Raw genomic sequence first — 19,198 nt, 5'->3', positions numbered from 1 at the left:
GCCCTTGAGCACACTGATCGTCCAACTTCCGCCGCGCGATCCGGCGGTGCGCTCGGAAGAGTGGCAACTGCCGGAGCTGCCGTTTTTGCTCGTCGACAAGCGCGGCGAGACGCAGCGCGCCGGCCGCGCGTCGCTCGGGCTCCTGCCGCGCGCGAGCGCGACGGTGCTGATCGTCGCCGCGCGCGACCTCTTGCTGCTTGCCGCGGCGCTGCCGCCCCTCAAGGGGCAGAAGCTGCGGCAGGCGTTGCCGAACGTCGTCGAGGATCAGCTGATCCAGGATCCGCAGACCTGCCATATCGCCGTCGATCCGGTCGCGCTCGAAGGCGGCCGGCGCGTGGTCGCAATCATCGATCGCGGCTGGTTCCGCTTCGTGCTGAGCGCGTTCGCGGCAAGCGGGCATCGCAACGTGAAAGCCGTACCGGCGATGCGCTGCCTGCCGGCGGCGGCGACGGCGGTGCCGGTAACAGCGGAAGGTGCGGAAGCGGACGCACCCGCTCAAACCGCGCCGCTCGCGCTCGATCCGTTCATCGCCGGCGTGCTCGGCCACGTCGTCTCGACAGCGCCGGCGCTGCTTGCCGAGGTCGCCACGCCTGCTGCCGCCGCGCCCGCCGCGACGGCGGCGGCGTCACCGCTCGTCGAGATCGCGATTGCGCGCGGCGAGCACTCGGCGCTCGGCGAAGGTCTCGCGCTGCCTGCAACCGCCGTCATGCAGACGCTTGCCGCGCTAGCAGGCGATCACCCGGGCGCCCTGTACACGCTTTCCGATCTGCCTGGCGACGAGCCGCGCCTGGCCGCTGCATCGGCGACGGGCGCTTTCCATGGCGCGCAAGCGCTTCCGTTCGAGCAGTTCGCGCGCAACGCGCTCGCCAGCCGCTTCGATCTGTGTCAGTTCGAGTTTGCCGCGCAGCCGTGGCGCCTCGACCGCGCGACGATGCGGCGCCTGCGCGTGCCGATCGCGCTGGTGGCGGCGTCAGTGATCGTGTCTGTCATTGGTGTGAACGCGCAGTGGCTGCAGCTCGCGCGCCAGCGCGACGCGATCCAGGCGCAGGAAACCGAGCTGCTGCTCAACGCGTTCCCGAAGACGACGGTCGTCCTCGATGCGCCCGACCAGATGTCGCGGCAGCTGGAACGCATGAAGGTCGCGGCGGGCGAGCTTTCGCCTACCGACTTTCTGTCGTTGACCGACGGCCTCGCGCGCTCGCTCGGCCCGGTGCCGGTGAACGGCATCGTAGGGCTCGACTATCGCGACCGTCGGCTGGAAGTGACTTTCAAGCCCGAAACGAAGGTGGACCCGGACCTGCAGAAGCGCCTTGCGGCGAACGGTTTCTCGGGCAGCATGGACAGCGGCACCGGCAAATGGACGATCAGGAGCGGTCAGTGAAAAAGCAAATCGGCGATTTGTGGGCCGAATTCTGGGACGGCCGGACGCAGCGCGAAAAAACATTGCTGATGTGGGGCGGGCTCGTGGGGGCCATCGCGATCGTGTATCTGGTGCTGTGGGCGCCGGCTTACGAGGGGCGCGCGCGTCTGCGGGAAAGCCTGCCCGGCATGCAGCGCCAGCTCGCGCAGATGACCGCGCAGGCGAACGAGGCGCGCTCGCTTGCCGGCGTGGTCGAAGGCGTGATGCCGACCGGGCAGGTGCTGAAGGATGCGCTCGCGAAGTCGCTCGCCGACAGCGGCATGCCGCCGACGCAGGTCCAGCTTGTCGGCGCGGCGATCCAGATCCAATTGAAGAACGCGTCGTTCCCGATGTGGACGGCGTGGCTCGACGACGTGCGCCGCCAGTACAAGGTGCAGGTCGCCGAGACGCACATCCAGGCGCTCAAGCCGGACGGGCAGGTTGACCTGACCGCGTCGCTGCAGCCGGCGAGCGCGAAATGAGGGACGGCAACGCGAGCGGCAGCAACGAGAGGCCGCGCCCATGAGCTACTGGACGCGCCGCGCGCGCGCCGCGCTGCCGCCCATCATGGTGGCGGTGCTGTCGGTGCTTTTCACGCTGCTCGCAATGATGCCGGCCGCCTGGATCGTGCCGCAGTTCTCGAAGACGACGGGCGGCCACGTCAATCTCGTCGATCCGGCCGGCTCGCTCTGGCAAGGGTCCGCCTCGCTGATGCTGGCGGCGGGCCCGGACGGCAGCGGCGCAACGCTGCTGCCGGGGCGGATCGAATGGACGACGGCCTTCTGGCCGCTTTTCACCGGCCGCGTGCACATGACGATGCGCCAGACGCAGGCGATGCCCGATGCCGTCACGGTCGACGCGGCGCCGCGTGGAGCGACGGTGTCGCCGGGCGCGATCGTCGTGCCGGCGGCGCTTTTGAGCGGGCTCGGGGCGCCGTTCAACACGCTCGACATCGACGGCGACGTGCGCCTTTCGTGGACCGACTGGCGCGTGCTCGGGCGCAAGACGTATGGCCAGCTCGTCGTGTCGCTCAACGACATCGGCTCGCGCGTGTCGCGCGTGAAGCCGCTCGGGTCGTATCGGGTGGTATTGCAGGCGCAGGGAGCCTCCGCGACGATCGATCTCTCGACCGGCAAAGGCCCGCTGATGCTCGACGGCCACGGCACGCTTTCGCCGCAGTCGACCGAGTTCCACGGCACGGCGAGCGCCGCGCCGGAAGCCCGCGAAAACCTCGCGGGCCTGCTCAATCTGCTTGGACGGCACACGGACCCGAATACGGTCGCGCTGGCGTTCGTGCGCTGACGGAAACGGCAAGGCGCGTTCGATAAGCGAGCGCGCCGACGCCGTTTCAGAGCCCCATCACGCCCGGCACGCGCCCGTCGGGCCCGTAGAAGCCCGATTTCGCAGGCGCGATGCGCAGTTCCGCGAGCGCGCGCCGGTTGTATTCCATGCGCGTGCGGATCAGGACGCCATTGCTGTTATTGCCTTGCCGCGCGCGTGTGGCGGCGGCCCGCAGCAGATTCCAGTGGTCGACGAGCCGTTCGTCCGCGGCGACCGCCGCTTCCATTCCCGCAAAGCCGGTGGCGAATCCGAGCGCGGCAAGCTGCGCGTCGCGCTGCTTCTCCAGCCCGGCGATCTGCTCGGTCAACGCGGTTTTCTGCTCGATGATCGGCGGCAGTGCCTCTAGCGGCGACGCCGCGATCAACGCCTTCTCTTCAAAGGCAAGGAGCGACTCGAACGCCTCGACGGCGGCGAGTTCATCGATAACAGTGGCAAGCAGGGCGTCTTTCATTGCGACTCGCTAAAACGCTCGACCGCAATCGCGCGGTCAGGGTCAAAAAAGCCGCCCGGCAGCACCGTCATGACGATGCGAGAGAGTCTTGCTTCACCGCGCGCGTTTTACCGCTCGCGGCGCTTTCGCTCGTCTCAGCCGCCGGTCGGCGGGGTTTTCGTTTGCAGCAGGTCGCGGGCGTTGCCGAGCAAGCCGTCGGCGATCTTGCCCGAGTCGATCGAGTAGCTGCCGTCGCGAAGCGCGGCCTTCATCGACGCGACTTTCGCCGTATCGACGTCAGACGCGTTCGAAGCGCGCAGGTCCGCCGACAAGGGCGACAGGCTCACCGTCGACTGCGGCGTGCTCGCCGTACCCGACTGCTGCGTGGTGCTCACGGCACCTTTTGCATCGCTTTGCGATGCGCGTTGCGTACCTTCTTGAAGGGCCGCGAGACTGGTGTTGCTATTCGAATCGATTTTCACGATGTGCATTCCCGAACGAGTTGATTCCTTTATCGGCGTGACAGTGTAAAAACTTTAACCTGCCTCGCGTCCCGGAACCGCCCGGTCGGACACCGCGTCCATCAAAGCCTTGTCCAGTAAGGCTTTCGCGCATTTTTAACCATTTGCAACAAATTGCAACAAATGCGCGGTACCGCTCATTCGAAGCCTTCAGAGCCGGATTTCGACCGTCTGGCTGTCCTTCACGACGCCGGTGATGATCTGCCCGGCGGACGTTTTCACGCGAACCTGCTGGCCGGGCGCGGCGTTGTTCATTGCGCTGCCCTCGGCGGAAATGGAGAAGCCGGAGCCGTCGGCTACGACGCGCACGTTCTGCCCGATCGACACCGATGACGCGCCGCGCAGCATGTCCGTACGCAGCGGCAGGCCGGCGGGCACGCGCGAGAGCGCGACAGCGCCGACGGCCTGGGTCGGATCGGTGACGACGGCCTGCGGCATCGAGGTCAGGTCACCGTCGCGGGCGAGCAGGTCGGCGCTCGACAGCACTTCGCCCGGCGCGATGGCGCGTGCGGCGAGGTAGTAGGTCGCGTTGATCGAGACGCGCACTTGTAAATAGAGCGTCCAGGGATGCTCGCCTGCGCAGCGCACGCCGACGGTCGTGCGGCCCCAGAGGCGGGCGCCCGTCGGCATGAACGGATCGAGCGACGTGCAGGGCGCGAGGCCGCGCGGGAACACCGGCATCACCGTGATATCGGGCTTGCCGGGCAGGCCCGCCGCCTGTTGCTGGACGAAGGCAAGCGCAGCGGCGCGAATGGCCTCGCCGTCCTGCGTGGCCTGGGCGTTCGGATTCGGATTCGGATTTGGGCTGGCCGCGCTGGCCGTGGCGATGCGTGCGGGGACCGGAGCCGCGCGCGTCGCGACGGGCGCTGCCGCCGCGGCAGCAATCGGCCGCGCCGCGTTGGAGCCGGCAGCCTTCCCGGAAGCCTGCGCGCTGTCGGGCACGACCACCACGGGCGTCACCTCGCGCGCTGCCGAGACGGACTGCACGCGCGGCAGGCTGGCGGGAGTGGCGGAACTTGCGTTCGGTGCCCGATTTGCGACGGCCGGCGGGCTTTTCGCCTCGCCCGGTCCCGGAATCACGATCATGCCGTTCGCGTCCGACATCGTGTCGTCGGCGGCTTCGGCGTGCGCGTCGAGCGCGCGGGCGGCGCTCTGCATGGCGGCGTCGGCCGCGGTCGCGGCGGCCGTGTAGCCGCGCGGCCGCGGCGTATTCATCGCAGACACGGCCGGAGCGTTCGATACCGCAGGCGTCGTCGCCGTCTCCGACATGCCCGCGTTCTTCGCCATGGCGGTCAGCGCGGCTGGATTCGTTTCGGCGTTGCCGGGAATCATGATCGGCCCGCCTTCCTGCGCGATGACCTGTCCGGCCATGCCGAAGGCCAGCGCGACGCCGCTCGCGAGCGAACGCGCCGAACGGAGCGACCGGCCGGACTTGTGCCCGGCGTGGCGCGAAGCCATCCCGACGATAACCCCGGCGTCCGGCCGATGCGAAGCGGACCTGCTCATTACATCTCTCCCTCGGCACAAGCGGCCAAACCATCACTTCCCGGGTCTTCCCATCCATGCGGCGAAAGCGGAACCCGGGCCACGAGAAGAATTCTAGATATCGGCCGCCGCGCTCAAGCCCCGAATAGAGGCCCGCTTCCCCGGTTATTCGTCTGATTGGATCTTGCGGTGCGCTCCTAAGATTCGTCACATGCAAAAAGGTCTCGCGAGCCGCATCGACGTGAGACCGGATGAGGAAAAGGTCTAGGAAACGCGAAAGGAGCGACCCGGGAATGCTGGACAAACTCGACAAGGAACTGGCGTTCGGCCGCGAAGCGCTGAACGTGCGCGCTTACCGGCAGGAATTGCTGTCGTCGAATATTGCGAACGCCGACACGCCGGGCTACAAGGCCCGCGACGTCGACTTCGCGAGCTCGCTCGCGGGCGCGCTGAAGAAGACGGGCGGCTCGACGGCGGGCACCGCGACATCGAACTCGGCACCGCTCGCGATGGCGCAGCCCGTCAGCGTGTCGAGCGGGATGTCGATGGCGGCGACCGCGACCGGCCACATGGCGGGCACGACGACGCTCAAGTCCACGGGCGGCTCGACGGACGACTACGGCCGTCTCGCGTACCGGATTCCGAGCCAGCCGTCGCTCGACGGCAACACGGTCGACCTAGACGCCGAGCGCGTCCAGTTCGCCGACAACGCACTGCACTTCGAAGCCGGCATGACGGTGATCTCGGGGCAGATCAAGTCGATGCTCTCGGCGATCACGTCGAACGGCGGACAGTAAAGGAAGGAAAAGCGATGCCATCCCTGATGAACATTTTTAACGTTGCCGGCTCGGCGATGTCCGCGCAGGCGCAGCGCCTGAACGTGACGGCGTCGAACCTGGCGAACGCCGACAGCACGACCGGCCCCGACGGCCAGCCGTACAAGGCGAAGCAGGTCGTGTTCGCGGTCGATCCGCTCGGTGGTGCGCGCACGGCGTCCGGGCAACAGGTCGGCGGCGTGCAGGTGACGGGCGTCATCGACGATCCGACTCCGATGAAGACGAGCTACGACCCGAGTAATCCTGCCGCCGACGAAAACGGCTACGTGACGCTGCCGAACGTCGATCCGGTGCAGGAAATGGTCAACATGATTTCCGCGTCGCGTTCGTATCAGGCGAACGTCGAGACGCTCAATACCGCCAAGCAGCTGATGCTCAAGACCCTGACGATCGGCACCTGAACCCAAGGACAACCACGTGACTACCAGCACCTCGATCGGCAGCAACGGCACCACTGTGTCGCAGACGCTGCTCGACACCATGAACGGCACTTCGTCGTCTTCTTCGACTTCGTCGACGACGAGTTCCAAGACCGGTACCCAATCCGCGTCGGATTTGCAGAACACGTTCCTCACGCTGCTCGTGACGCAGCTGAAGAACCAGGACCCGACCAACCCCGCCGACAGCTCGCAGATGACCTCGCAGCTCGCGCAGATCAACACGGTGACGGGCATCGGCCAGTTGAACACGTCGCTCAGCTCGCTCGCGACGCAGCTTTCCGCGGGCCAGTCGACCCAGGCGGCGCTCCTGATCGGCTCGACCGTGCTGGCTTCGGGCAGCGACGTGACGGTGTCGAGCGGCAAGTCGTCGAGCTTTGGCGTGCAGCTCGCGAACGATGTCAGCGACCTGAACCTCGTGGTGAAGAACTCGGCGGGCCAGATCGTCAACACGATCAAGCTCGGCGCGCAGTCGGCCGGCGTGGTGCCGGTCACGGGCTGGACGCCGACAGATACGACCGGCGCGACGCTGCCGGACGGCAGCTACACGATCACCGCGCAAGGGACGATCAACGGCGTCGCGGCCACCGCGACGACGCTCTCCGCCGCGCAGGTGCAAAGCGTCGTGCAGCAGGCGGACGGCACGACCGGGCTCAAGCTCGCGAACGGCAAGACCGTCGGGCTGACGAGCGTCGCGTCGATCCTCTAAACCTCATCAACCGAATTTTCGAAATTTCCGAGCGGAGACCGTCATGGGTTACCAACAGGCATTGAGTGGATTGTCGGGCGCATCGAGCGACCTCGACGTCATCGGCAACAACATCGCGAACGCGAACACCGTCGGCTTCAAACAGGGCCAGGCGCAGTTCGCGGACATGTACGCCAGTTCGATGGCGACGGCCGTCAGCAACCAGATCGGCATCGGTTCGCGCCTTTCCGAAGTGCAGCAGCAGTTCTCGCAAGGCACGATCACGACCACCAACCAGGCGCTCGACGTCGCGATCAACGGCAACGGCTTCTATCAGCTGTCGAACAACGGCTCGACCGTCTACTCGCGCAACGGCGTGTTCCACCTCGACAACACCGGCAAGATCGTCAACAGCGCCGGCCTGCAGCTGATGGGCTACGCGGCGGATTCGAAGGGCGTCGTCAACAGCGCGAGCACCGTGCCGCTGACCGTGCCGACCTCGAACATCGCGCCCTCGGCGACCACCAAGGTCCAGACCCAGTTCAACCTGAATTCGCAGGACGCGACGCCGACCACCACGCCGTTCGACGCAACCGACGCGAAAAGCTACAACACGTCCACTTCGGTTGATGTGTACGACTCGCTCGGCGGCACGCAGAAGGTGTCGGTCTACTTCGTGAAGAACTCGACCGGCTCCTGGGACGCGTACTCGGGCTCGGGCGATCCGGTCACGAACGCCACCAAGATCAGCACGCTCGCCTTCGACACCTCCGGCAACCTGACCTCGGGCGGCAAGGTCTCGTTCTCGATTCCGAACGGCGCGGACGGCGGCGCGACCAACCAGACGATGACGATGGACTTCACGGGCACGACGCAGTACGGCGCGAAGAGCGGCGTGACGAACGTGATCCAGGACGGCTACACGTCGGGCGAACTGACGGGCTTCTCGGTCGGCACCGACGGCACGCTCACCGGCAATTATTCGAACGGCAAGACGCAGGCGCTCGGCCAGATCGCGATCGCCAACTTCAACAACCAGAACGGCCTGCAGAACCTCGGCGGGAACGTGTTCGCACAGACTTCCGCTTCGGGCGCGCCGCAGGTGTCGGTGCCCGGCTCGACCAACCACGGCACGCTGCAGGGCGGCGCGGTCGAGAATTCGAACGTCGACCTGACGAGCGAACTGGTGAACCTGATCACCGCGCAGCGCAACTATCAGGCGAACGCGCAGACGATCAAGACGCAGCAGACCGTCGACCAGACGCTAATCAACCTGTAAGCAGCACGGCTGACACGAGAGAGAGCTTCACATGGACCGTCTGATCTACACCGCGATGACGGGCGCCGCACAGGCGCTCGAGCAACAGAGCGTGGTGGCCAACAATCTCGCGAACGCATCGACGACGGGTTTTCGCGCGCAACTCGCCGCGTTCCGCTCGGTGCCGATGACGTTCGAGAACGAGTCGGCGGATGGCACGACGCGCAGCTTCGTGCTGTCGTCGACGCCCACGGCGGACTACACGCCGGGCCCGATCCAGCAGACCGGCAACCCGCTCGACGTCGCGGTCCAGGGTCCGGGCTGGCTCTCCGTGCAGGCCGCAGACGGCAGCGAGGCGTACACGCGCGCAGGCAACCTGCACGTCGACCAGAACGGCCAGCTCGTCACGGCGAACAACCTGCCGGTACTCGGCAACGGCGGTCCGCTCTCGATTCCGCCGGGCGCCCAGGTGACGATCGGCAAGGACGGCACGGTCTCCACGCTGATGCCGGGCGATCCGCCGACGGCGATTGCGATCGTCGATCAGCTCAAGCTCGTGAACCCGGATTCGTCGACGCTCTCGCGCAGCGACGACGGCCTCTTTCGCACCGCCAGCGGCGATCCGGCCGATGCCGATCCGAGCGTCGTGGTGGCGCCGGCATCGCTCGAAGGCAGCAACGTGAACCCGGTCGCGGCGATGGTCTCGATGATCACCAACGCGCGGCAGTTCCAGATGCAGACGAAGCTGATGGAATCGGCGGACCAGAACGAGCAGTCGGCCAACAAGCTGCTCAACTTCAGCTAATCGCTGACCAAGCGCACACAGGACATAACGCAACATGAACCGCTCTCTTTATATCGCCGCGACTGGCATGAATGCGCAGCAGTCGCAGATGGACGTGATTTCGAACAACCTCGCCAACGTAAGCACCAACGGCTTCAAGGGCTCGCGCGCGGTGTTCGAAGACCTGCTGTACCAGACCGTCCGTCAGCCGGGCGCGAACTCAACGCAGCAGACCGAACTCGCTTCCGGCAGCCAGCTCGGCACCGGCGTGCAGCAAGTTGCGACCGAGCGTCTCTACACGCAGGGCAACCTGCAACAGACCGGCAACTCGAAGGACGTCGCAATCAACGGCCAGGGCTTCTTCCAGGTGACGATGCCCGACGGCACGACCTCCTACACGCGCGACGGATCGTTCCAGACCAACGCACAGGGCCAGCTCGTGACGTCGAGCGGCTACCAGGTCAACCCGGCCATCACGATCCCGCAGACCGCGACGTCGATCACGATCGGTTCCGACGGCACCGTCTCGATCACGCAGCAGGGCAGCACGGCGAGCGTGCAGGTCGGCGCAATCCAGGTCGCGACCTTCATCAACCCGGCCGGTCTCAATGCGCGCGGTGAAAACCTGTTCGCGGAGACGGGCTCGTCGGGCGCGCCGAACGTGACGCAGCCGGGCCTGAACGGCGCCGGTACGCTGCAGCAGGGCTATGTGGAAGCGTCGAACGTGAACGTCGTGCAGGAGCTGGTCAACATGATCCAGACCCAGCGCGCGTACGAGATCAACAGCAAGGCCGTGACCACCTCGGACCAGATGCTGCAGACGCTTTCCCAGATGCAGGTTTAAGGCTCGCCGGTTTCGAGCCTCGCAAGATCAGACGGACCATCAAGATGTCGCTTACCTTTTCAATTGCCCGCGCTTCACGTCGTGCTGCGCGCCTCGCCCCGGCGCTCGCGCTCGGCGCGGCGCTCGCCGCGTGCGGCCTCGTGCCGAAGGAGCCGATCGTGCAGCAGCCGATGACGGCCCGCCCGCCCGCGCCGCCCGCGAACACGCAGAGCCCCGGCGCGATCTACAACGCGGGCTATGCCGGCCGGCCGCTGTTCGAAGACCAGCGTCCGCGCAATGTCGGCGACATCCTGACCATCGTGATCTCGGAGAACGTGAACGCGACGAAGTCGTCGGCGGCCAACACCAACCGCGCGGGCAACGGCTCGTTCGCGGTGCCGGTCTCGCCGGGCATCTTCGGCGGCCTCTTCAACAACACCACGCTTTCGGCGTCGGGCGCGAACAAGTTCACCGCGACCGGCGGCGCCAGCGCGGCCAACACGTTCAACGGCACGCTGACGGTGACCGTCACCGGCGTGCTGCCGAACGGCAACCTGCAGGTGAGCGGCGAAAAGCAGATGCTCATCAACCAGGGCAACGAATTCGTGCGCTTCTCCGGCGTCGTCAACCCGACGACCATCTCCGGAAGCAACACGGTCTTCTCGACGCAGGTCGCGGACGCGAAGATCGAGTACTCGGCGAAGGGCTATATCGACGAAGCGCAGAACATGGGCTGGCTGCAGCGCTTCTTCCTCAACCTGGCGCCGTTCTGATCATGAATATCCTCACCAAACTTCTCGCCGTTGCGCTCGCTGCGCTCGCCGTGGCGGCCGCCTTGCCCGAGCGGGCGCATGCCGAACGCCTGAAGGACCTCGTGTCGTTCCAGGGCGTGCGCGATAACCCGCTGATCGGCTACGGCCTCGTCGTGGGCCTCGACGGCACCGGCGACCAGACGATGCAGACGCCGTTCACCACGCAGAGCCTGACCAACATGCTAGGCAACCTCGGCATCACGCTGAATTCGGCCAGCACGCAGAACATGCAGCTTAAGAACGTCGCGGCCGTGATGGTGACGGCGACGCTGCCGCCGTTCTCGCGTCCCGGCGAAGCGATCGACGTGACGGTTTCTTCGCTCGGCAACGCGAAGAGCCTGCGCGGCGGCACGCTCCTGATGGCGCCGCTGAAGGGCGCCGACGGCCAGGTCTACGCGATGGCGCAGGGCAACCTCGTCGTCGGCGGCGCGGGTGCGAGCGCGAACGGCAGCAAGGTACAGGTGAACCAGCTCGCGGTCGGGCGCATCTCGGGCGGCGCGATCGTCGAGCGCGCGGTGCCGAACGCCATCACGCAGGCTGGCGGCACGATGCAGATGGAACTGCGCGAGATGGACTTCGACACGACGCAGAAAATCGTCGCCGCGGTGAACAACCAGTTCGGCATGGGCACGGCGATCGCGCTCGACGGCCGCACGATCCAGTTGCGCGCGCCGAGCGACGCGTCTGAACAGGTGTCGTTCATGGCGCAGTTGCAGAACATCGACGTGAAGCCGGCGCAGGCCGCCGCGAAGGTGATCCTGAACGCGCGCACCGGTTCGATCGTGATGAACCAGATGGTCACGCTGCAGAACTGCGCGGTGGCGCACGGCAACCTGTCAGTCGTCATCAACACGCAGACGGCGGTGAGCCAGCCGGGCGCGTTCTCGAACGGCCAGACCGTGGCCGCCAAGCAGTCACAGATCCAGTTGAAGCAGGAAAGCGGCGCGCTGAAGATGCTGTCGGCGGGCGCGAATCTCGCGGATGTCGTGAAGGCGCTCAACGCGCTCGGCGCGACGCCGGCCGACCTGATCTCGATTCTGCAATCGATGAAAGCGGCGGGCGCACTGCGCGCCGACCTCGAAATCATTTAAGGACGACAGCCCATGAACTCGAACGCGAGCGGTATCGCCAGCAGTGCCCTGGCATCCACCGACACGAACGGCGGCATCGGCAATCTGTCGAATCGTTTTGCACTCGACGTGCAAGGGTTCGACGCCATGCGCGCGCAGGCGAACGCATCGCCGCAGCAGGGGCTGCAGGCGGCGGCCAAGCAGTTCGACGCCGTCTTCACGCAGATGATTCTGAAGAGCATGCGCGACGCGACACCGTCAGACAGTCCGTTCGATTCGAATGAAAGCAAGTCCTTCACGTCGATGCTCGACCAGCAGTTGTCGCAGCAGATGTCGTCGAAGGGAATCGGCGTCGCGGACATGATGCTCAAGCAGCTGATGCGCAATGCCGGGACCTCGGACGGCGGCGCGGGTGCCGGCAGCATGTCGGGCGGCGCGGGCGGCGATCTCAACGCCAATGCCGGCAACATCGCGGCGATGAACGCGATGGCGAAGGCCTACGCGAGCGCGGCAGCGTCGAAGAACAACTCGCTGCAGTCCGGCTCCGGCTACACGGCGAACAGTGCGCTCGAACCGCCCGCGCGCGGGAACGGTTCGGACAAGGTCAATGCGTTCGTTGACCGCCTCGCCGTGCCGGCGCAGGCCGCGAGCGCGGCGACGGGCATCCCGGCGCGCTTCATCATCGGCCAGGCGGCGCTGGAATCGGGCTGGGGCAAGCGCGAGATCAAGAATTCCGACGGCTCGACGAGCCACAACATCTTCGGCATCAAGGCGACGAAGGACTGGACCGGAAAGACCGTGAGCGCCGTAACGACCGAATATGTGAACGGCCAGCCGAAAAAAGTGGTCGAGCGGTTCCGCGCGTACGATTCGTACGAGCACGCGCTCACCGATTACGCGAGCGTGCTGAAGAACAATCCGCGCTATGCGCCGGTCGTCGAAGCGTCCCGCGACGCTGCCGGGTTCGCGCACGGCATGCAGAAAGCAGGCTACGCAACCGATCCGCAGTACGCGAAGAAGCTGATTTCGATCATGCGGCAGATCGTGTGATTGCGAGTATTGGCGTGACGCTTGCTTTATTGGCGCTGCACCATGATGGATTCGGCGAGGCGCAGCGGTATTAGTCGGACGTGACAGTCCGTATCGGCACGCGGGCCGGGCGTGCTGCAACGGGCCTTGCGAGTCGGGCAAAATATGGACGCGCAAACGTTACACGTCCAATCGGCGTCGAAAAGAGAGAATTTTTCGCGGCAGGCCCTTAATTTTCTATCGGATCTGCCGCTAATCCTGAATACCGAGGTACCGGATCGACACAATCCGGCCTGACGCGCGATGCCTGAAAACGTGGCCCCGCGCGAGCAAAACGAACACGGCTCGCACCATGAACAACAATCAGACGCACGATCACAACGTAGCTGACCAGGTCGACCCAGTCGATTTCGGCCGGCGCACGCCGCTCGAAATCGGCGTATCGCTACGCAATCTGGTCAATCGCGGGGATTTCCTGACGGCCGAATATGTCGGCGGTCAGATCGTCACGCGCCTTCTGGATGTCGACGTGACGGCGCATACGTTCACCTTCGACTGGGGCGGCGTGGCCGACCAGAATCACGTCGTGCTCGCTGCACCGAAGCTCATTTTTCACGCGACGCCGGACGGCGTTCGCGTCGAGTTCTCGACGGGCACGCCGCGCCAGACCATGTTCGACGGCCGTCCGGCCTTCGAGGCCGATTTTCCGACGGTGCTCTACTACATGCAGCGTCGCGAATATTTCCGCGTCGAGGCGCCGGTGCTCGATCCGTATATCTGCAGCGGCGAATTGCCGAGCGGCGAGCGTTTTCGCTTCGAAGTGCACGATCTGTCGCTCGGCGGTGTCGCGCTGCGCACCATGGACGATCGCGTCGCCGACCTGGAGATGGGCATTACGCTGCACGACGTCGACCTGCATTTCAGCACGCCGGGAAAGGTGACGCTCGATCTCAAGCTCGTGTCGCATCGCGAATCGACGACCGCGAAGGGTGATCGACGCTTTACGCTCGGATTCAAGTTCGTTTCGTTGCCGGGATCGGCGGAGAATACGCTGCAGCGGTTGATCACGCAGCTGGAAATGAAGCGACGCTCGCTGGCGAAGTGAGGGAAGCGTCCGGCTTTGGGCGCCGTTCCATATGCTCGAAGTCGATGACGAATTGCGCGCCGGGCGACTCATGGGGTTGACCGGCTTTCCAGCAGGTTTTCGAGTTTCGCGGCCGACAGCGCGGCCATTCCTTGATTCGCCATCCGAAGTAATCGCGGCACGTGTCAGCGTCGCGCGCCATCTCGCCAAAACGCGCCTGACCACCGTCATTTGCGCGAATTAGCCTCACATTCCCCCTTTTTTTCCCGAATTGCCCGCCCGCCACGGTGCAGATAATGGCTCTATCGCGTCTTGCGCTCTGAATCAGCGAGAGCCATGCGCGGCGGTTCAGGACCCGGAGCGAGGCATCACCGTTCGCGCTCAACTTTGTACGCATCCGGCCGATATATAGAGCAGTTCTCGTCAAGCGGCGGCCGAGTGACGCCGCCCCACCAGGATTCACGCATGTCCAACAACATTTTCAACATCGGCGTCAGCGGTCTCAACGCAGCCCAGTGGGGGCTGACGACGACGGGACAGAACATCAGCAACGCTGCCACGCCCGGCTATTCGCTCGAAAAGGTTTCGTACCAGGAAGCGTCCGGCCAGTACACCGGCTCGGGCTATCTCGGCAGCGGCGTGCAGACGGCCACCGTCACGCGCTCGTACAGCCAGTACCTGACGACGCAACTGAACAACACCACGTCGACGAGCAGCGCCGCCAGCACCTACTACTCGCTGATCTCGCAGTTGAACAACCTCGTCGGCGATCCGACCAAGGGAATCTCCGCGGGCATCAGCAGCTACTTCACCGGCATGCAGTCGGTGGCAAGCTCGCCGAGCAGCACGTCGGCGCGTCAGGTGCTCGTGAGCTCGGCGCAAACGCTCGCTGACCAGATCACCACGGCCGGCACCCAATACGACCAGTTGCGCCAGAGCGTCAACACGCAACTGACGAGCGCCGTCACGCAGATCAACAGCTATACGCAGCAGATCGCGGATCTGAACAAGCAGATCAACATCGCGAGCGCGCAGGGCCAGCCGCCCAATCAGCTGCTCGATCAGCGCGACCTCGCCGTGCAGAACCTCAGTTCGATGGTCGGCGTGCAGGTCGTGCAGACCGACGGAAACTACAATGTGTACATCGGCAACGGGCAGCCGCTCGTCGTCGGTGCCAAGCAATACGGCTTGCAGGCGGTGACGTCGGCGTCCGATCCGAGCGAACTGGCGATCGCGTTCAAGAGCAGCGACGGCTCCGCCCAGACGCTCGCGCAGACGCAGTACGTTTCGGAGTCGGCGCTGTCGGGCGGAGTCGTGGGCGGCCTGCTCGATTTCCGCAGCCAGACGCTCGACCCGGCGCAGGCGCAGCTCGGCGCGATCGCGACGAGCTTCGCCGCGCAGCTGAACCAGCAGAACGAACTCGGCATCGACCTGACCGGCAACAAGGGCGGCGCGCTCTTCACGGCCGGCAGCCCGACCATCTACGCGAACGCGCGCAACACCGGCACGGCGGACGTCGGCGTCTCGTTTGCCGATGACACCCAGCCCACGACGGGTGATTACACGCTCTCGTTCGACGGCTCGAAGTACACGCTTGCGGACCGCGCGACCGGCACGGCCGTCGGCAGCTTCAGCTCGCCGGCGACGAGCGGCACGATCAACGGACTCAAGATCTCGGTGTCGGGCGCGATGAACGCGGGCGACTCGTTCACGATCCAGCCGACGCGCGCGGCGCTCGACAACTTCGCGCTCTCGAACAGCAGCCCTTCGGCGGTGGCGGCGGCGTCGCCGGTGCTCACGTCGGCGGCAACGGGCAACGCGGGGTCGGCATCGATATCGTCGCCGAAGGTGGTCGCGGGCTACACCGCCAGCGCGATCAACCTGACGTATGACTCGGCAGCAGGCGGATTCACGTCAAACGTCGATGTCACGCTGCCCGACTCTACCGTCATGACGGCGGGCCAGACGATTCCCTACGATTCGTCGAAGGGGTTGACGGTGACGTCGAACGGCGTCACGGCGACCATCACCGGCAAGCCTGCCGACAACGACGAGTTCGACGTAACGCCCAACGCGGGCGGCACGAGCGACGGCAGCAACGCGCTCGCAATGTCGAATCTCATCACGACGAAGTCCATGAACGGCGGCACCGACACGCTCACGAGTTCCTACGCGAACTACGTGAACCAGATCGGCAACGACACGAACCAGCTGAAGAGCTCGAGCACGGCGCAGACCGCGCTGCTCAACCAGGCGACGTCGGCGCAGCAAGCGGTTTCCGGCGTGAACCTGAACGAGGAAGCGGCGAATCTGATGCAGTACCAGCAGCTCTATCAGGCGAACAGCAAAGTGATCCAGACAGCGTCGTCGCTGTTCCAGACGCTGCTCGGCATCTTCAACTGAGGCACATAGCGATGCGCATTTCCAGCTCCCAGTACTTCACGATGAACGTCCAGACGATGAGCGATCAGCAGAGTTCGCTCGCGTCGATGTACGCGCAGATTTCATCCGGCAACCGGCTGCAGACCTCGTCCGACGATCCGCTCGGCGCGGCGCAGGCGGTGCAGTTGACTATCAAGACCGCGGCGCTCTCGCAGTACGCGACGAACCAGAGCACGGCGCTGTCGTCGCTGCAGCAGGAGGACTCGACGCTCTCCAGCGTGAGCGACGTGCTGCAAAGCATCCAGACGCAGATCGTGCGCGCGGGCGACGCTTCGCTCAACGACTCGAACCGTTCGTCGATCGCCGACCAGATCAAGGGTTACCGCGATCAGTTGATGAACCTCGCGAACACCACCGACAGCAACGGCAACTACATATTTGCCGGATTCAAGAGCGGCTCGGCGGCGTTCACGGACAACCCGTCGGGGGTCGGCGCGAGCTATTCGGGCGACCTCGGACAGCGTCAGGTGCAGGTGAACGACGGCCGCACGATCAGCGTCGGGGATACTGGCGCGTCGATTTTCCAGAGCGTGTCACCGACGGAAAGCACGCCCGTGTCGGCTGCGGGCAGCGCGAACAAGGGCTCGGGCACGATCAGCAGCGTCAGCGTGACCGACACGTCGAACGCGGCTAACGCCAATAGCTACACGATTTCGTTCGCGGTTTCGTCGACGGGTAACACGACGTACACGGTGAACCCGTCGCCGGACGGGTCGCCGGTCACCCCGGTGGCGTACACGGGCAAGACGGATGTCACGCTCGGCGGTGAGAAGGTGACGCTGGACGGCACGCCGTCAGATGGCGACACGTTCAGCGTGGGGCCGGCCGCATCGTCGGGCACGGATATCTTCGCGACGCTCGACAATCTCGTGAACGCGCTGAAGCAACCCACCGGCACGGACGCGCAGAAGGCCACGCTTTCCAACGCGCTGACCACGGCGAGCACCAAGGTCGACAACTCGTTCAACAACGTGCTTTCCGTGCAGGCGACGGTGGGTGGACGCGAGCAGGAAGTCACGGCGACGCAAAGCTCGATGCAGACCACGGCAACGCAGACGGCGAGCAATCTCGCGGATCTGACGAGCATCAATCTGGTGTCGGCGATCAGTCAGTACGAGTTGACGCAGAACGCGCTGCAAGGAGCCCAGATGGCGTTCTCGCAGATTCAGAAGATGTCGTTGTTTGATTACATCAGCGGGTAAGGGGTTTCGCTGGCGCTCGGGGGTGTTGAACGCCGTTTGATGCGCCAGCGTTTTTGGGGAACTTGCTTTCTTGGCGGTCTATTAGCTCTGCCCCTGTCCGGGGCGGGACTTACTTTCTTTGCTGCTGCAAAGAAAGTAAGCAAAGAAAGCAGCTTTTCAGACATCGGTATTAGGAGGTGACCACAGTTGCGGTACCGAGTGGACCAGCACCTAAGTGTCGCCCTCAAAAGACCCAAGCAGCTGGGCGCGCGCACGCACTGACACCACTCGCATTCCAACAAAGTGGTATGCACTTCGCTCCGGTCCGCCCGCGCTTCGCTCGGACGTAGGGCACAACAGAACACCATCGGATAGCAACGCTTCCAGATCACAATAATCAATCAAAAGCCCCCGGCCCCAGGCCGCGAGCCTGAACCGCGGGGCCAAAGGCACGTGACGTCTGAGCGAAGCGAGGACGGATGAATGATGGCTGTGCCAATCTGTTCACTGCGCAATGACGCAGTGCGTGCCGCGCACCAAGCCCGGTTAGTCCTTGAGGGCGACACTTAGGCGCTGGGCCACTCAGTACCGCAACTGTGGTCACCTCCTAATACGAATGCCTGAAAAGCTGCTTTCTTTGGTTACTTTCTTTGCAGCAGCAAAGAAAGTGACTGCCGCCCCGCACAGGGGCAGAGCTAATAGACCGAAGGCAAAGCAAGTTTCATAGAAGCGGAAGCGCATCAAACCAAGACCAGTGCCCGGACGAACCCAAGCCCTCACATAGCCCCGGCAACGCGCCCCATCTGCCCGATACCACTTTCAAAAACCCGCTGAAAGAACGGAATCAGATTGGGAATCATGAGCTGGATAAGCAGCAATCCGACGAGCATCGTCACCGGAAACCCGACCTGGAAGATACCGATCTGCGGCGCCGCTCGATTGAGAATGCCGAGGGCAAGATTGGAGATCAACAGCGCGGCGACAACGGGCAACGAAAGCAGCAGACCCGTCGAAAACACGCTCGATCCATATGACGCCACAGTCCGCCAGCCCTGCGCGTGCACGGCCGCGCCAAGCACGTTGGCCCCGATCGGCACGCTCTGGAACGAATTGACGAGCGCACTCATCATCTGCAGATGGCCGTCGAAAAGAAGAAAGGCGAGCGTCGCAATGGTGTTCAGATAGCGCGAAATCACCACCGCATTGCCTCCGGCGCGCGGATCGTAGAGCGACGCGAACCCGAGCCCCATCTGCTGCCCGATGAACTCGCCCGCCGCATCGATCGCGGCGAACGCAATCTGCATCGTCATGCCGAGCGCCGCGCCGATCAGGAACTGGTTGATGATGATCCACACGCCATCCGCCGAGAACACGGTGACTTGCGGCATCGCCTCGAGCGTCGGCGCGACGATCAGCGCAATGAAACCGGCCAGGCCGATCTTAACGCGCATCGGTGTCGCCAGATGGCTCAGAACCGGCGCCGTCGCGATCAACGCGAGAATGCGCACGAACGGCCACAGGAAGGACGTGAGCCAGACGTTGAGCTGCGCGTAGGTGACGGAGAACATCGGAGCGGGA

The 19,198-nt window shown here is 64.9% G+C and carries 19 protein-coding genes; 15 read left to right on the top strand and 4 right to left on the bottom strand.

Annotated elements, in window-relative coordinates:
* Positions 1-4: 4 nt before the first annotated feature.
* The 3 genes from gspL to AWB81_RS00565 are packed head-to-tail and all read left to right on the top strand — an operon-like array spanning position 5 to position 2,701.
* Positions 5-1,381: a type II secretion system protein GspL gene (gene gspL, locus AWB81_RS00575; protein ID WP_062631957.1), complete on the top strand. Its 1,377-nt coding sequence runs from the start codon at positions 5-7 to the stop codon at positions 1,379-1,381.
* Positions 1,357-1,881, top strand: a complete 525-nt coding sequence (locus AWB81_RS00570; RefSeq protein ID WP_374730462.1) for a type II secretion system protein M — start codon at positions 1,357-1,359, stop codon at positions 1,879-1,881. Before gspL ends, AWB81_RS00570 begins: the two co-directional genes overlap by 25 nt.
* Positions 1,882-1,921: 40 nt before the next feature.
* Positions 1,922-2,701, top strand: a complete 780-nt coding sequence (locus AWB81_RS00565) for a type II secretion system protein N (protein ID WP_062631955.1) — start codon at positions 1,922-1,924, stop codon at positions 2,699-2,701.
* 46 nt (positions 2,702-2,747) lie between these two features.
* Here the strand turns inward: AWB81_RS00565 and AWB81_RS00560 are convergent, their stop codons facing one another.
* The 3 genes from AWB81_RS00560 to flgA form a co-directional block, all read right to left on the bottom strand.
* Positions 2,748-3,191 (bottom strand): flagellar protein FlgN, encoded by a 444-nt coding sequence (locus AWB81_RS00560; RefSeq protein WP_062631954.1) that lies wholly within the window; start codon positions 3,189-3,191, stop codon positions 2,748-2,750.
* A gap of 134 nt (positions 3,192-3,325) precedes the next feature.
* Entirely contained in the window at positions 3,326-3,652 is a 327-nt protein-coding gene (flgM, locus tag AWB81_RS00555) for a flagellar biosynthesis anti-sigma factor FlgM (RefSeq protein WP_062632079.1), read from the bottom strand.
* A 189-nt stretch (positions 3,653-3,841) separates the two neighbouring features.
* Complete coding sequence (gene flgA, locus AWB81_RS00550; protein WP_087134705.1) at positions 3,842-5,197, bottom strand: flagellar basal body P-ring formation chaperone FlgA; 1,356 nt, start codon at positions 5,195-5,197, stop codon at positions 3,842-3,844.
* Between the two features lie 272 nt (positions 5,198-5,469).
* Here flgA and flgB point away from each other — a divergent pair, with 272 nt between their 5' ends.
* The 12 genes from flgB (at position 5,470) to flgL (ending at position 17,641) form a co-directional block, all read left to right on the top strand.
* Positions 5,470-5,973 (top strand): flagellar basal body rod protein FlgB, encoded by a 504-nt coding sequence (gene flgB, locus AWB81_RS00545; RefSeq protein WP_062631952.1) that lies wholly within the window; start codon positions 5,470-5,472, stop codon positions 5,971-5,973.
* A 14-nt stretch (positions 5,974-5,987) separates the two neighbouring features.
* Positions 5,988-6,413, top strand: a complete 426-nt coding sequence (gene flgC / locus AWB81_RS00540; RefSeq protein ID WP_062631951.1) for a flagellar basal body rod protein FlgC — start codon at positions 5,988-5,990, stop codon at positions 6,411-6,413.
* Between the two features lie 16 nt (positions 6,414-6,429).
* On the top strand, positions 6,430-7,158 hold the full coding sequence (locus tag AWB81_RS00535; RefSeq protein ID WP_062631950.1) for a flagellar hook assembly protein FlgD: 729 nt from the start codon (positions 6,430-6,432) through the stop codon (positions 7,156-7,158).
* Between the two features lie 43 nt (positions 7,159-7,201).
* Positions 7,202-8,416 carry a flagellar hook protein FlgE gene (gene flgE, locus AWB81_RS00530; protein WP_062631949.1) on the top strand — a complete coding sequence of 405 codons (1,215 nt, stop codon included), beginning with the start codon at positions 7,202-7,204 and terminating at the stop codon, positions 8,414-8,416.
* A 31-nt stretch (positions 8,417-8,447) separates the two neighbouring features.
* Positions 8,448-9,200, top strand: coding sequence for a flagellar basal-body rod protein FlgF (gene flgF / locus AWB81_RS00525; protein WP_062631948.1), 753 nt, complete (start codon positions 8,448-8,450; stop codon positions 9,198-9,200).
* 34 nt (positions 9,201-9,234) lie between these two features.
* On the top strand, positions 9,235-10,023 hold the full coding sequence (gene flgG, locus AWB81_RS00520; protein WP_062631947.1) for a flagellar basal-body rod protein FlgG: 789 nt from the start codon (positions 9,235-9,237) through the stop codon (positions 10,021-10,023).
* 44 nt (positions 10,024-10,067) lie between these two features.
* On the top strand, positions 10,068-10,775 hold the full coding sequence (locus AWB81_RS00515) for a flagellar basal body L-ring protein FlgH (RefSeq protein ID WP_062631946.1): 708 nt from the start codon (positions 10,068-10,070) through the stop codon (positions 10,773-10,775).
* A gap of 2 nt (positions 10,776-10,777) precedes the next feature.
* Positions 10,778-11,905 carry a flagellar basal body P-ring protein FlgI gene (locus AWB81_RS00510; protein WP_062631945.1) on the top strand — a complete coding sequence of 376 codons (1,128 nt, stop codon included), beginning with the start codon at positions 10,778-10,780 and terminating at the stop codon, positions 11,903-11,905.
* Positions 11,906-11,917: 12 nt separating this feature from the next.
* Complete coding sequence (gene flgJ, locus AWB81_RS00505) at positions 11,918-12,934, top strand: flagellar assembly peptidoglycan hydrolase FlgJ (RefSeq protein ID WP_087134703.1); 1,017 nt, start codon at positions 11,918-11,920, stop codon at positions 12,932-12,934.
* 331 nt (positions 12,935-13,265) lie between these two features.
* Entirely contained in the window at positions 13,266-14,018 is a 753-nt protein-coding gene (locus AWB81_RS00500; RefSeq protein WP_062631944.1) for a flagellar brake protein, read from the top strand.
* Between the two features lie 444 nt (positions 14,019-14,462).
* A complete protein-coding gene (gene flgK / locus AWB81_RS00495; protein ID WP_062631943.1) occupies positions 14,463-16,400 on the top strand; it encodes a flagellar hook-associated protein FlgK in 1,938 nt (645 codons plus the stop codon).
* A gap of 11 nt (positions 16,401-16,411) precedes the next feature.
* Positions 16,412-17,641: a flagellar hook-associated protein FlgL gene (gene flgL / locus AWB81_RS00490; protein ID WP_062631942.1), complete on the top strand. Its 1,230-nt coding sequence runs from the start codon at positions 16,412-16,414 to the stop codon at positions 17,639-17,641.
* Between the two features lie 755 nt (positions 17,642-18,396).
* Here flgL and fliR read toward each other — a convergent pair.
* Positions 18,397-19,188: a flagellar biosynthetic protein FliR gene (gene fliR / locus AWB81_RS00485; RefSeq protein WP_062631941.1), complete on the bottom strand. Its 792-nt coding sequence runs from the start codon at positions 19,186-19,188 to the stop codon at positions 18,397-18,399.
* Positions 19,189-19,198: the final 10 nt, after the last annotated feature.

This window comes from Caballeronia arationis (assembly GCF_001544975.2).
GTDB classification, from domain to species: Bacteria; Pseudomonadota; Gammaproteobacteria; order Burkholderiales; family Burkholderiaceae; genus Caballeronia; species Caballeronia arationis.
This window is presented reverse-complemented; position numbering and strand designations above follow the sequence as displayed.

Coding starts and splice junctions, on each gene's coding strand:
- AWB81_RS00500 (WP_062631944.1), top strand. CDS start 13,266: ATGAACAACAATCAGACGCACGATCACAACGTAGCTGACCAGGTCGAC.
- AWB81_RS00510 (WP_062631945.1), top strand. CDS start 10,778: ATGAATATCCTCACCAAACTTCTCGCCGTTGCGCTCGCTGCGCTCGCC.
- AWB81_RS00515 (WP_062631946.1), top strand. CDS start 10,068: ATGTCGCTTACCTTTTCAATTGCCCGCGCTTCACGTCGTGCTGCGCGC.
- fliR (WP_062631941.1), bottom strand. CDS start 19,188: ATGTTCTCCGTCACCTACGCGCAGCTCAACGTCTGGCTCACGTCCTTC.
- flgL (WP_062631942.1), top strand. CDS start 16,412: ATGCGCATTTCCAGCTCCCAGTACTTCACGATGAACGTCCAGACGATG.
- flgK (WP_062631943.1), top strand. CDS start 14,463: ATGTCCAACAACATTTTCAACATCGGCGTCAGCGGTCTCAACGCAGCC.
- flgA (WP_087134705.1), bottom strand. CDS start 5,197: ATGAGCAGGTCCGCTTCGCATCGGCCGGACGCCGGGGTTATCGTCGGG.
- flgG (WP_062631947.1), top strand. CDS start 9,235: ATGAACCGCTCTCTTTATATCGCCGCGACTGGCATGAATGCGCAGCAG.
- flgB (WP_062631952.1), top strand. CDS start 5,470: ATGCTGGACAAACTCGACAAGGAACTGGCGTTCGGCCGCGAAGCGCTG.
- flgF (WP_062631948.1), top strand. CDS start 8,448: ATGGACCGTCTGATCTACACCGCGATGACGGGCGCCGCACAGGCGCTC.
- flgE (WP_062631949.1), top strand. CDS start 7,202: ATGGGTTACCAACAGGCATTGAGTGGATTGTCGGGCGCATCGAGCGAC.
- flgJ (WP_087134703.1), top strand. CDS start 11,918: ATGAACTCGAACGCGAGCGGTATCGCCAGCAGTGCCCTGGCATCCACC.
- AWB81_RS00560 (WP_062631954.1), bottom strand. CDS start 3,191: ATGAAAGACGCCCTGCTTGCCACTGTTATCGATGAACTCGCCGCCGTC.
- AWB81_RS00570 (WP_374730462.1), top strand. CDS start 1,357: ATGGACGATCAGGAGCGGTCAGTGAAAAAGCAAATCGGCGATTTGTGG.
- AWB81_RS00565 (WP_062631955.1), top strand. CDS start 1,922: ATGAGCTACTGGACGCGCCGCGCGCGCGCCGCGCTGCCGCCCATCATG.
- flgC (WP_062631951.1), top strand. CDS start 5,988: ATGCCATCCCTGATGAACATTTTTAACGTTGCCGGCTCGGCGATGTCC.